This window comes from Rhodoferax lacus, from assembly GCF_003415675.1.
Lineage (GTDB): Bacteria > Pseudomonadota > Gammaproteobacteria > Burkholderiales > Burkholderiaceae_C > Allorhodoferax > Allorhodoferax lacus.
In genome coordinates this window covers 1-12,813 of the sequence record NZ_QFZK01000012.1, presented here as the reverse complement: position 1 = coordinate 12,813, position 12,813 = coordinate 1, and the positions used below count along the sequence as shown (strand labels likewise).

General features: G+C 62.7%; 10 protein-coding genes. 6 read left to right on the top strand and 4 right to left on the bottom strand.

The window, feature by feature from the left end:
- Nucleotides 1-22 precede the first annotated feature (22 nt).
- On the bottom strand, nucleotides 23-1,729 hold the full coding sequence (locus tag DIC66_RS16300; RefSeq protein ID WP_117179128.1) for an ABC1 kinase family protein: 1,707 nt from the start codon (nucleotides 1,727-1,729) through the stop codon (nucleotides 23-25).
- 194 nt (nucleotides 1,730-1,923) lie between these two features.
- On the opposite strand from DIC66_RS16300, the gene DIC66_RS16295 reads away from it, so the two are divergent.
- Both DIC66_RS16295 and lplT read left to right on the top strand, forming a co-directional pair.
- Complete coding sequence (locus tag DIC66_RS16295; protein ID WP_117179126.1) at nucleotides 1,924-2,964, top strand: transporter; 1,041 nt, start codon at nucleotides 1,924-1,926, stop codon at nucleotides 2,962-2,964.
- A gap of 5 nt (nucleotides 2,965-2,969) precedes the next feature.
- On the top strand, nucleotides 2,970-4,175 hold the full coding sequence (gene lplT, locus DIC66_RS16290; RefSeq protein WP_117179124.1) for a lysophospholipid transporter LplT: 1,206 nt from the start codon (nucleotides 2,970-2,972) through the stop codon (nucleotides 4,173-4,175).
- Here lplT and DIC66_RS16285 read toward each other — a convergent pair.
- Complete coding sequence (locus tag DIC66_RS16285) at nucleotides 4,159-5,949, bottom strand: EAL domain-containing protein (protein ID WP_117179122.1); 1,791 nt, start codon at nucleotides 5,947-5,949, stop codon at nucleotides 4,159-4,161. The genes lplT and DIC66_RS16285 overlap by 17 nt on opposite strands.
- Before the next feature lie 138 nt (nucleotides 5,950-6,087).
- Between DIC66_RS16285 and DIC66_RS16280 the strand changes: the two genes are divergently transcribed.
- Complete coding sequence (locus DIC66_RS16280; RefSeq protein WP_233505964.1) at nucleotides 6,088-7,380, top strand: glycosyltransferase family 4 protein; 1,293 nt, start codon at nucleotides 6,088-6,090, stop codon at nucleotides 7,378-7,380.
- Here the strand turns inward: DIC66_RS16280 and asd are convergent.
- Nucleotides 7,324-8,205: an archaetidylserine decarboxylase gene (asd, locus tag DIC66_RS16275; protein ID WP_117179120.1), complete on the bottom strand. Its 882-nt coding sequence runs from the start codon at nucleotides 8,203-8,205 to the stop codon at nucleotides 7,324-7,326. The two genes, DIC66_RS16280 and asd, sit on opposite strands and share 57 nt — an antisense overlap.
- 44 nt (nucleotides 8,206-8,249) lie before the next feature.
- Between asd and DIC66_RS16270 the strand changes: the two genes are divergently transcribed.
- A complete protein-coding gene (locus DIC66_RS16270) occupies nucleotides 8,250-9,917 on the top strand; it encodes an aminotransferase class III-fold pyridoxal phosphate-dependent enzyme (protein ID WP_117179118.1) in 1,668 nt (555 codons plus the stop codon).
- A 103-nt stretch (nucleotides 9,918-10,020) separates the two neighbouring features.
- Here the strand turns inward: DIC66_RS16270 and DIC66_RS16265 are convergent, their stop codons facing one another.
- Nucleotides 10,021-10,632 carry a hypothetical protein gene (locus DIC66_RS16265; protein ID WP_117179117.1) on the bottom strand — a complete coding sequence of 204 codons (612 nt, stop codon included), beginning with the start codon at nucleotides 10,630-10,632 and terminating at the stop codon, nucleotides 10,021-10,023.
- Between the two features lie 584 nt (nucleotides 10,633-11,216).
- Here DIC66_RS16265 and DIC66_RS16260 point away from each other — a divergent pair.
- The gene (locus tag DIC66_RS16260) at nucleotides 11,217-11,705 is read left to right on the top strand and encodes a hypothetical protein (protein WP_117179116.1); all 489 of its coding nucleotides are present in this window, start codon (nucleotides 11,217-11,219) and stop codon (nucleotides 11,703-11,705) included.
- Nucleotides 11,706-11,776: 71 nt separating this feature from the next.
- A complete protein-coding gene (locus tag DIC66_RS16255; protein ID WP_147321336.1) occupies nucleotides 11,777-12,328 on the top strand; it encodes a hypothetical protein in 552 nt (183 codons plus the stop codon).
- The last annotated feature ends 485 nt before the right edge of the window (nucleotides 12,329-12,813 follow it).

Genomic DNA, 12,813 nt, shown 5'->3' with positions numbered 1-12,813 from the left:
GTCGCCGCGCCGCCGCCGCGCATCAACCGGCTGAGTCATCGTCCGTCGAGCGGCCACTGCGCGCAATCGAGCGCAGCAGCCACAGGCCGCCCACCACCGCGGCCACAAAACCCATAAAGCCAAACAGGGGCAGGCCCAACACGGTGGGGCCGCCCTGCACGTTCATCACGATGGACGAACCCACAATCAGCGCTGCAATCACCAGGGCCATGGCCAGGCGGCTGGCAGCGCGGTCCACCTGGTCGCCCACCCGCTTGAGGTGGGCCAGCTCGATGCCCACCTGCACGCGGCCGCGGCGCGCATTGCGCAGCAGGCGCGAGAGATCTTCCGGCAGTTGCTCGGCCACACTCAGCAAACGCAGCAGGCCCTTCCAGCCACGCCGGGCCAGCGCCTGCGGCCGGTAACCGGCACGCACCACCTGGCGCAACAGGGGCGTGGCCAGGGTGACCACATGGAAGGCGGGGTCCAGCCCGCGGCCCATGCCCTCCAGCGAGATAAAGGCCTTGACCAGCAGCGCCAAGTCAGAGGGCAGGCTCAGGTGGTTGTCGCGCAATATGGCGGCAATGTCGCCCAGCATTTGGCCCAGGTTCAGGTCGGCCAGGCGGCTGCCGTGGTACTGGTCCACAAAGGTTTCGATCTCGGCTTCCAGCTGGGACAGGCTCACGCCGTGGTCATCCCCGGCCCAGTCCAGCAGCACGTCGCACACCTTTTGCGCATCGCGCTGCACCAGACCCGAGAGCAGCTGCAACACATCGCTGCGCCTGCGCTCGGACAAGCGCCCCACCATGCCAAAGTCAATAAAGGCAATGCGGTTGTCCTCCAGGTAAAACACATTGCCGGGGTGCGGGTCGGCGTGGAAGAAGCCGTCCTGCACAATCATTTTCAGGACCGCCTGCGCACCGCGCCGGGCCAGCAGCGCGCGGTCAAAACCGTCCTCCACCAGAAGACGCTGCAACTGGTCGCCGGGCACGCCCTGCACATAGTCCTGCACGTTCACGCGCACGCCGGTGTGCTGCCAGTGCACGCGCGGCACCACGATGCAGGGCAGGCTGTGCAGGTTCTGCGCAATGCGCTCGGCATTGCGGCACTCCACCGCCAGGTCCAGCTCGCGGCGCAGCGACTTGGCAAACTCGCGCACCAGCAGCGGGGCATGGTAGGGCTTGAGCCAGGCCAGGTTGGCCTCGGCCAGTGCAGCCAGATGCGCCAGCAGGGCCAGGTCGGCTTCGATGGTCTCGGCAATGCCGGGCCTGCGGATTTTGACGATGACCTCGCTGCCGTCCTTCAGCCGCGCCCGGTGCACCTGGGCAATCGATGCCGCAGCCAGAGGGAGCGGGTCAAAGTGTGCAAAGACGTCTTCGGGCTCGCCCCCCAGGTCCTCGCGCAGCTGGGGTCGCAGCTGCTCCATGGGCACGGCGGGTACCTGGTTGTGCAGCTTGCCGAACTCGGCAATCCATTCGGGCCCCAGCAGGTCGGAGCGGCCCGCCAGCAGCTGGCCCAGTTTGACAAAGGCAGGCCCCAGTTCTTCCATGGCCATGCGCACTTGCACCGCAGGGGGCAACTGGGCCAGGTCTGCGGCGTGCTCCCAGTGCAGCATGTGGCCGGCCTGCTCCAGGCGGCCGGCCAGCCCCAGGCGGCGCACGCTGTCGCCCAAGCCGTGGCGTATGAGCACACCGGCGATGTCGTAGAGGCGCCCTATGTCGCGAACAGCAGCCAGGGAATCGCTCAGCATGGGGCAGGTCTTTGGAAAAGAGGGGGTAGCAGGACTTTACAGCAGACCCGCCAGGCCACGCGTTCACCCAGAGTGGGCGGCATGGCTGTGCATTGCGATATGACAAGCTTTGTCATCAATCAGTCACACGCCACCGTGAAAATCCTGCCCATGAGTTCACCCGCTGCCCCAGCCCTTGAAGCGCGCCTGGCGCGGTGCGAGGCGCTCTGAGCACGCTGGGTTCCCCCACCTACGGCGCTGATGCCTCCGGCCTGATTTGCGGCTTCCGCTTTGATGCCACCGGCCTGGGCCAGCCCGTGAGCGCCTCCGAGGCGCTGCAGTGGCTCAACCACGCCAGCGTGACCGACTCGCCGCAGGCCGCCGGCTTCGTGTGGCTGCACTTCAACCTGGCCCATGCCGCCGCCGAGAAATGGCTGCACGACCACGTCACCCTGTCTGACCAGTTTTACGAATCGCTGCGCGACGGCTCGCGCTCCACGCGCGTGGAGCTGGACGACGACATGCTGGTGGCCGTGGTCAACGACGTGCACTACGACTTTGCCTTCGAGCCCTCCGACATCTCCACCCTGTGGCTGTCGGTGGGGCCGCGCCTGGTGGTCAGCGCGCGGCTGCAACCCCTGCGCTCCATAGACCGGCTGCGCGACGCGGTCAAGCGCGGCGCCAAGCTCAGCTCATCGGTGGAGCTGCTGGTGCACCTGATGCACGACCAGGGTGATGTGCTGGTGAACATTGTGCGCGGAACCACCTTGCGCGTGGACGGTATTGAAGACACCCTGCTGGCCGGGAGGCTGGAGAAAAAGCGTGCCGACCTGGGCTCGCTGCGGCGGCTGCTGGTGCGCCTGCAGCGCCTGCTGGCGCCGGAGCCCGCTGCCCTGTTTCGCCTGCTCAAGAAACCGCCCGCCTGGATTGTCGAAGACGACCTGCAGGAACTGCGCCAGTCCACCGAAGAATTCAACGTGGCCCTGAGCGACATGGCCGCGCTGCAGGAGCGCATCAAGCTCTTGCAGGAAGAAATTGCCGGGCGCGTGGCCGAGGCCAACAACCGCATCCTGTATGTGCTGACGGTGGTGACCGTGCTGGCCCTGCCCATCAACATCATGGCCGGCCTGTTTGGCATGAACGTGGGCGGCATTCCGTTTGGAGAAAACGCGCACGGTTTCTGGATTGTGGTGGCCATAGTGGCCATCTTCACGCTGACGGCGGCCTGGCTTGCCTTCCGGCGTCCGCGCGATTAGCAACCATGCCGACCGCGTTCTATCTGGTGCTGGGGGTGCAGTTCCTCTCCACCCTGGCCGACAATGCCTTCCTGATCGTGGCCATTGCCCGTGTCATGGAGCTCAGTGGTCCGGCCTGGCTGATCCCGCTGCTCAAGATCAGCTTCACCCTGTTCTATGTGCTGCTGGCGCCCTTTGTGGGGCCGCTGGCCGATGCCATGCCCAAGGGTCGCGTCATGTTGCTGGCCAATGCGCTCAAGGTGCTGGCCTTGCTGCTGCTGCTCTCGGGTTGCAACCCGGTGCTGGCCATTGGCCTGGCCGGCTTTGGCTCGGCCATGTATGCACCGGCCAAATACGGCCTGATCACCGAGCTGCTGCCCGTGCGCGAGCTGGTGCGCGCCAATGGCTATTTCGAGAGCGCCACGGTGTGTGCCGTGATCCTGGGCACGGTGCTGGGCGGCCTGCTGGTGAGCCCGCTGATGCCGCTGCTGTCCATGCCTTTCGTTCTGGTGCAAGCCGCGCCCACCGCCCTGGTGGCCGGCATGCTGGTGCTCTTGAGCATGAACGCTGTGGCCCTGCTGCTGAGCGTGCTGGTGCGGGACAGCGGCGCCCGCTATGACCGCCACTCCTTCCACCCGCGTGCCCTGCTGCGGCGCTTCTGGAGTGAGAACCGTGTGCTCTGGCGCGACGCTTTGGGCGGACTGTCCATGTCGGTCACCACGCTGCTGTGGGGCGTGGGCGCGACACTTCAACTGATCGTGCTGCGCTGGGCCCATGAGGCCCTGGGCCTGCCGCTGGCACAAGCCGCCTACCTGCAGGGCGTCACCGCTTTGGGTGTGGTGCTGGGTGCCGTGCTGGCCACGCGCTGGGTGGCACTGGCACAGGCCCAGCGGCTGCTGCCGGTTGGCATGGTCATGGGCCTGTTGGTGCCCTTGCTGCTGTGCATCAGCAACCCCTTCACCGCCGCCCTGCTGTTGGTGCTGGTGGGGGCCCTGGCCGGGTTTTTTGTGGTGCCCATGAATGCGCTGCTGCAGCACCGTGGCTGCACCCTGCTGACGGCCGGGCGCTCGATTGCCGTGCAGGGCTTCAACGAAAACGGCGGCATGCTCTTGATGCTGGGCTTCTATGCCGGTGCCATCGCACTGGAGGTGCCCCTGGCCCCGCTGATCATCGGCTTTGCGGTGATGGTCAGCGGCGGCATGCTGCTGATCTGGCTTAGGTCTCGCGCCTGAAGATACCCAGCCCGGTGCGCTTGGCATCGTGCTTGGCCAGGGCCGCCAGGTTGGCGATTTCTTCGGCGCGGGAGTACAGGCTGCCGTTGATCGTGACCGCACCAATCGACACCGTGGTGCAGGGGAAGAAGCGCTGCACGCCGTGCCGGTCCTCGGCCTGTATGCCGCCTGCCTTGCGGGCTTCCTCATCAAACATCTCGCGGGCGCGTTCATTGAACTCGGCCACCAGGCGCTCGCAGCGCACCAGCCAGTCGGTGCTCTGGAACAGCAATATGAAATCATCCCCGCCCACATGGCCCAGAAAGTCGCGTTGCGAATCGCACTGCTCCATGGCAATGCGCGCGATCAGGCGGATCATCTCGTCGCCACGCCAGTAGCCGTAGTAGTCGTTGTAGGGCTTGAAGTTGTTCAGGTCGGCATAGCAGGCCACAAAGGCCACCTTCTTTTTCAGCAGCCGCTCAATGTGCTGGCTGATGGGAATGTTGCCGGGCAGGAAGGTCAGCGGATTGGCGTGGCGTGCGGCTTCGATGCGCGTCTCGGTCACCGAGCGCACCAGCTGGTCGCCGGTGCCCAGGCCGATGTAGCGGCCGTGTTCGGTGACGATGAAGCCGTCGCTCAGGTAGCGCTGGTCCTGCGAGGTCAGGATGCCCACCAGCTCGTCAATGTTGTGCTCGCGCTCGATGATGCGCGGCGCCAGGTTGGTATGCAGGGCACAGGGCTTGCGGCCCCAGACCTCCCGGTAGTACAGCTTGGTGTACTCGTTCATGAAGCCGGCGCGGTTGATGATGCCTATGGGCTTGTCGCCTTCGAGCACGGCCAGTGCATGCAGCTCGGCGTTGGCCAGGAAGATGCGTGCCACCTCGTCATTGCTCTCGTCCTGCGACACCGTGGGTGCGGGTGTGACGGAGAGGTTGCGTATCTGTCCGGCCACGGCCGCACGGCTGAGTTCGGGGAACACCGCCACCTGCCGCTCGCTCATCACGCGCAGCACCTCGGGTCCCACATGCGCCATGGGCGTGCGGTCCGGATGGCCCAGAAAATAGCCCTGCCCGTAGTCAATGCCCAGATCGCGCAGCACGCGCAGGTCGTCGGCTGTCTCTATGCCCTCGGCCACCAGCTCGCTGCCAAAGATGCTGGCAATCTGCTGCAGCGCCTGGATGGTCTTGAGCTTGTCGCCCTGTGTGCTGACGTCCTTGATGAAGTAGCGGTCAATCTTGACGATGTCGGGCTTGAGCTGTGACCACAGGCGCAGGCTGGAGTGGCCGTCACCAAAGTCATCCAGAGCCAGGCCAATGCCGGTGCCGCGCAGGGCACCTACCGCTTCGGCCAGCTGGTCCATGTCGGCCACGCGCTCGTGCTCGGTGATTTCCAGCACCAGTTCGCGCGGCAGCACGCCCAGTGTGTTGGCCAGCTCCGCCATGTGGCCCGGCCCCCGCGTTTGCATGAGCTGGGTCAGCACCCCCGCACTCACGTTCACAAACAGCCGGCCACTGGCCTTGAGCAGGCCCCACTGGGTCAGGATGCAGACCAGTGCCGCGTATTCAAATTCGAAGCGCAGGTTCTCTTCTGCGGCGGCCCGCAGCAGGGCGTCTGGCGTGTGCAGCGGCGTGCCGCGCGGCCCGCGTATCAGCGCCTCGTGCGCGTAGACGCCGGTCTTGGCCAGATGCACCAGGGGCTGGAAGACCGGATAGATGCTCTTGTCGTGCAGCACACGGCCCAGGGGCTCCAGGGATTCGATGAAGTGGGCAGCTGCAGTTGAAAGGTCAGGTTTCATAGCGCAAGCGCCCTTTTTGTGTGCGCCAATGCTAGGTGCGCTTGATGAAGCGCCTGTGACAAACAGGAGTCTGGCAAAGACTTCAAATTGTCAAAAAAGCATCACGAAAACGTCGCAGGCCCTCTTTAGCCTAGCGCTGTGAAAAACACCGACGACCTCCTCATTGAGTCCTTTGCCACCAAGCCCGCAAGCCTGCGCATTGCGGTGGTGACGGAGACCTTCGCCCCCGAAGTCAACGGCGTCGCCATGACGCTCGGACGCATCGTGGAGGGCTTGCTGCAGCGCGGACACGCGGTGCAGATGGTGCGACCGCGCCAGAGCCGCGAGGCCAGCGAACCGCATGCGCCACGCGAAGGCCTGGACCAGGTACTGTCGCACGGCATTCCCGTGCCCACTTATGGCGAACTACGCTTTGGCCTTCCATCCAAGGGCCGTCTGGTCAAGCTGTGGAGCGAGCAGCGGCCCGACCTGGTGCACGTGGTTACCGAAGGCCCGCTGGGCTGGTCGGCTGTGGCAGCAGCGCGCAAGCTGCACCTGCCCATTACCAGCTCGTTTCACACCAACTTTCACAGCTATTCGCAGCACTACGGCATGGGCCTTCTGAAGTCGCCCATCGAGAGCTATCTGCGCAAGCTGCACAACCGCACCCAGGCCACCATGGTGCCCACACGGGCCATGCAGCAGGAGCTGCAGGGGCGCGGCTATGACAACGTGACCGTGGTCTCGCGCGGTGTGGAGATTGAACTCTTCAACCCGGCGCGCCGCTCCGAAGCGCTGCGTGCCAGCTGGGGCGTGCAGCCTGATGACCTGGTGGTGATTCTGGTGGGCCGTCTGGCCAAGGAAAAGAATGTGCAACTGGTGGTCACGGCCTTCCGTGCCATACAAGCCAAGCAGCCGCGTGCCAAGCTGGTGTTCGTGGGCGATGGCCCCTTGCGCAAGTCGCTCGAAGAGGCCTGCCCCGATGCCCACTTTGCCGGCACACGCAAACACGAAGAACTTGCCACCCACTACGCGTCGGGCGACCTGTTCCTGTTCCCCAGCCTGACCGAGACCTTTGGCAACGTGGTGCCCGAGGCACTGGCCAGCGGCCTGGCCGTGCTGTCCTATGCGAATGCCGCAGCGCAGGAGCTCATCGTCAGCCACCACAACGGTGTGCTGGTGGCCAATGCCGACGAGACGGCTTTTGTGAACGCCTCGGTAGAGCTGGCGCAGGACCGGGTGCACCAGCAGCAACTGCGCATGCAGGCACCGCGCAGCGTGGCCTTTCTGGCCTGGAGTGCGGTGGCCGACAGCTTTGAGGCCGTGCTGCGCGAGGTGCTGGCCCGCCACGGCCGCCTGTTCAGCGCTGCGGGCTCTGCCCCGCAGCCACTGGCCTCACTGACGCCAGCGCAAGAGCGCCTGACCCATCCGCACCTGGGTCCCCTGCACTAAACCCGCGCACAGGCTGAAGCCAGCAGGTGCCAGCACGATCACCGTAGACCCATGCTGGAACCAACCCATCTCCTGACCCTTGGCCATGCTGGCGTTGCAGGCCATGGTCTTGGACCCTTTGTAGCCCATGTGAAACAGCACATCCAGAAAATGCAGCCGTATGCTGGCCACCAGAATCGCAGCCACCGGCACCAACGCAATGCGCTGGCCTGCCAGCGGCCCTTCGCCGTTCAGGCGGGTGCTCAGAAAGGCGCGCTCGTTTTTGCAGAACAGTTTTTCCACGCGCTTCAGGGCAATCGGGTTGACGTTCCAGGTGTCGCCGGAAAAGTAGCGCACCTTCTCCACCGTGCAGTCATAGGGCGCGTGGAAGCGGTGGTACATGCTGGAGGTCAGGCGCAGGGTGACAAAGCTGCCGTCTCTCCAGGCCTCCAGGTCTTCCTCGGTGCCCAGCAGGTCTTCGAGCGTGTAGGGGAAGCCCTTGGCCTGAAACACCTGCGTGCCTTCGATAGGACCATGCGCGCCAATGATGGCGTCCACCGGGCTGCTGAGTATGTCTGCGCTGGTGTCGATGCTGCGTGCGCCATCCTTGAGTTCGCGGGTAAAGCAGTCGTGCATGCTTTTGAAGTGCTGCTGTCTGGCTTCGCGCAGGTCCAGGTCGCTGAAGAATTTCCAGATGGCAATCGAGGCACGCGCCACCAGCGGGTTTTCGATCTTGCTGAAGCGCCCAACAAACTGGGTCAACCAGCGCCGCGGCAGGCGGTTGGTCAGCAGGAAGTTCAGGTCTTCGTTGGCCAAAAGATTGTGAATGTGTTTTCTGAGAGTCATGTTGAAAGTATCCCCTATGTGTTTAGCAAGGAAGGTTGTGTCCCGTGAATGAAGTGATTGGAATTGATACGCTGGCGCTGTATGCCGTTGGCAGTGCAGCCCTGTTTGTGGCGGTGAAAAAAGCCCGGGCCCGCGCCCAGTTGTCCTTTGCCAAGCACCGCTCGCTGGCCGGTCACCCGCGCATGGCGCGCCGCGTGGCAGCGCTGTTGCCCAGCTACACCTACGAGGAAGACCAGGCCTTTGCCGTGGATGGCGCCCCACCCGATGTGGTGGCCAAGCGCCGTGCCGCGTTTGAAAGTTTGATAGAGCGCTGCCAGGCCCGCTACCCCAAGACCCTGCAGGCCGGGGCCGAGGCCGCAGAGACCTTGTCGGACCTGCAGTTTGTGAGCGCCTACCGCACACCGTTCCAGTTCCGCAAGCTCGCAGCCAAAGGCCTGAAGGTGGGCTCCTTTGTGCAAAGCACCGAGGGCGTGACCGTGACCGACCTGGACGGCAACCGCTTTTATGACCTGACCGGCTCCTACGGCGTCAACCTGTTTGGCAATGACTTCTACAAGGACTGCATGGACCGGGGCGCCGACATCGTGCGCGTGGTGGGCCCGGTGCTGGGCGCCTACCACCCGGTGGTGCTGGACAACCTGCAGCGCATCAAGACGATTAGCGGCATGGAGGAAGTGTCCTTCCACATGTCCGGCACCGAAGCCGTCATGCAAGCCGTGCGCCTGGCGCGTTACCACACGGGCCGCAAGAAGCTGGTGCGCTTTTGTGGCTCGTACCACGGCTGGTGGGGCGATGTGCAGCCCGGCATTGGCAACCCCATGCCCGCCACCGACACGCTGAACCTGACCGAGATGGGCGAAGGCACCCTGCGCGTCTTGCGCAGCCGCCGTGACATTGCCTGCGTGCTGATCAACCCGCTGCAGGCCCTGCACCCCAACGCGCCCGCGCCCAGCGATGGCGCGCTGCTGGACAGCTCGCGCAAGGCCCACTTTGACAAGGCCGCCTACACCGCCTGGCTGCAGGAACTGCGCCGCATCTGTGATGCGCGCTGCATTGCCCTGATATTTGACGAAGTGTTCATGGGCTTCCGTCTGGCCAAGGGTGGCGCGCAGGAATACTTTGGCGTGCGTGCCGACCTGGTCACCTACGGCAAGACGCTGGGCGGCGGCCTGCCGGTGGGTGTGGTGTGCGGCAAGCGCGTCTGGATGCGGCGCTTCCGTGAAGGCTCGCCCGCTGACATCTGCTTTGCCCGCGGCACCTTCAATGCCCATCCCTATGTAATGGCGGCCATGAATGTGTTCTTGAAGCGCCTGGAAGACGAAGACATTGCCACCCTCTATGCCCATGTGGATGCCACCTGGAGCCAGCGCGCGGCCCTCATGAACACACGCCTGCAGCAGGCCGGCCTGCCGGTGCAGGTGGCCGACATGTCCACGGTGTGGACCGTGCTGTACACGCAGCCTGCAAGCTTCAACTGGTTGTTTCAACATTACTTGCGCCAGGAGGGCGTGGCCTTGAGTTGGGTGGGATCGGCGCGCATCATCTGGAGCCTGAATTTCAGCGACGAAGAGTTTGAGCAGGTGCTGCAGTGCTTTGTGCGCGCGGGCCTGGCGATGCAGGCTGACGGTTGGTGGTGGACCGATGGGCTCACCACCAACAAGACCATCAAGCGCCGTTTGCTGCGGGAGATGCTGGCGGCCAAGTTTGCTTGAGCTTGAGTGCAGGGTCGCAAGGGGTGGAGCCTCTTGCGGCCCTGCAGAACAGGGGACACAAAAAAAGGGCGCTGTGGGCGCCCCTTCTTGTGCCGGGTCTGGCTCAGGCCACGGGGCCCAGGGTACCGCGCTTCTCGATCAACTCGCCGCGCAGCAGCGCCAGCGGTGCTTCGTGGTAGAGGTAGATGTCATGGAAGGGGTCGGTCAGGATCTTGGTCATCCAGACCAGGCCGGACATCACGTCCTTCAGGAAGAACAGGTGCACGGTGCGAAACAGCAGGCCGCCCACGCCGATGTACAGCCACAGCATGCCGGTGTGGCGTGCAAAGCCCTCGAAGGTGGTGGCCGCTTCGAACAGGCCGAAGGCCGTGGGCTGGACCAGCAGCAACACAGGAGCGGCGGCCCAGATGGACAGCAGCACGATTTTGCGGCGCAGGTTGTAGCCGACCTTGATTTCTTCCTTGGTCTCCTGCGTGGCCTGGTTCACTTCGTCGTAGCCCAGGGGCTCGAAGAAGAAGTGGCCAGACTGGCGCGTGGTCATGGACACCAGCCAGGCCACCAAGGCGGCTGCGGCCGGGTCGATGAACAGCAGGGCATAGGCCGCCAGAAAGCTGATCGCGCTGATCAGGTGCAGGGTCTGGTTGATGCGGCTGTGGTGGTAATAGCGGTGGTCATCCCAGCGCTGGATTTTGAGTTGGCGAAAGAATTCGTTCATGCGAGGAAACTCCTGTTGCGGAGCCTCCATGCTAAAAAGCTTTGATTGCAACGGTGTGACAAATGCCGTGACGGTTTGGTTAATACCTTCGCGTTGGCCGACCTTGGGGCGGGTTCTGGCTGGGGCGGCTTTTGTTTCGTTCGCTGCGGCGCAAGGGCTGTGCCGGGTTCCTCATGGTGGGGTACCACAAATCGTCACCCGGCACAGCCCTTGCGACGCGGGTCTGCGGTTGGGCGCTATTCAGAACAGAAGGCACGGGGCTGGCTGAATGGGTGGAGCTTGTGGGACGGTGAGCGCCCTTGGGAATGGCTGGGCAGACTGGAGGTTTGAAAGGGGTGATTTGCGATGACGCGACTGCCGAGGGAGCGGTCGTTCGAATGCTGCTTCCCAAGGGAACTGGGGATTGCTCGGGTTGAAATAGTCTAGGCGATGGCTTTGTCGAATGTGTTATATCTCCACACGCGTGCAGCCCAGCCCGGTAGATGCTTGATGTCGATTGACTTTTTATAATCTTCACAAACTTTCTGTCCGACTGAGCACCGGATTTATCCGGTGGTTTGCAGACTATAAATAAGTAAGGCCTCATGAATCCCTCCGAGTCAGACATCGTCGCCCTGCCCATGGGGTTTCTGTCCTATCGAGATCAGCTTCGAGTTGTGGGATATGACTTGGTGCGCTACACAATGGAGCATGCGCGGCGAGAGGCAAGCAAGTATCGACATCCGACTGAAGACTACGAGTACGCGATTCATAAGATTGAATTTATTGAAGTCCACGATGGTCAGATATTCATCAATCGGAATCCCTTCTACTCGTCCGCTACGCGTGTCACGGATTGGACGAAGTACCACGTCGAGAAAGAAAAACCACAGGGCTTTGGAATACTCAAGACATGGTTCACTGAGCCCGCACATGCCGTACTTACGGCAATTGTCCCGCCATTCGGCCTTACTTTGCTAGGCCTGGCGGCAGTGAGCGACAGACTGGAAGCCAAGCAACAACGCGAGAGGCGTGAACTACTTGCTCGTCTGTCGGAACGGCCAAAATTCATGCTCCCGTACTCGCGCACATGAGGCCTAACCCCTCGCTCAAGCTGAGCGCCAACGGCAGGACACTTAGCTCGAACTTTAGGCCGCAAAAGAATATGTCACATATATCGGAACGATTCATTGGCGCCATTGCGCGAAACCTTGCAGAGCTTCAGCGAGCCATTCACAACCGCGACGCCATGACGGTGCTTGAAACAGAGCGCGCTACTGGGTACGCCATCTTCCGAGTCGCGTATCTGGCGCTCTACAACGACTACATGGCTCACGCAATGAAGGTCTTTGAGAACAGCAGACGCGTTGCGAGCATCTGGTATCTCTACAGAACTGATCAGGGTGTCTGCGATGGGTTTATGCGAAAGGCGTCCATTGACATCCAAGCAATCAAAGAGATGTCGGCACGGCTGAAGACGGTCCGCGACTCGACGCACTTCCACATCGACGTCGAAAGTGTCGCTGACACGAAGAGTGTTTGGCGCGAGGCCGGGATAAAGGGAAGCGCGCTCTCAGGGGCAGTCGACAACGCTTGGTGCGTGGTGACACACCTGCAGCAGCACTACGGCCTACCAGTCGTCGAGCTCCTGCCTGAGTTCAACAAAGAGCACCTTCGCAAGCAGGTTCGTCAGTTCATGCTGTCAGGTACGGCCTAACTCTGCGTATATGGACTCCCCCACAAGCGCAAGAAACTGACCGATAGTTTGGCTTGCTGGGATGCGCCTGCAGTCGTATATCCGGCATCTAAAGTGGACTCTGTTGTGGTCCGTGCCGACATGGAATCTGCGTTACCGACGCGCCAGTCGCTACGAACGGCAGGCAAGCTGCCGGAAGAGTTATCGGCGTCTGTCGGTATGGGGTGAACCCGGTTGGCCATGATGGTCGATTAATCTCGTCGCAACGCGTGATGGGTGTTTGACTTCTTCCTGTTAACGGCTGTTTTGGATGCTTGTATTCAAACCGGCATCACAAAACTCTCCCTACTGATCTTCTTGCTCAGCCGCACGGTCTGCTTGTTGATTCCAAATGAAGGTTGGGCCAAAAAAGTAGGAATTCCAGTCGAAAACTGAGCCACGTTATCCACAATCCTTGCTTCATTTTTGAGCAGGGGTGATTAGGAGTGATAGACGTGGGAACCCTC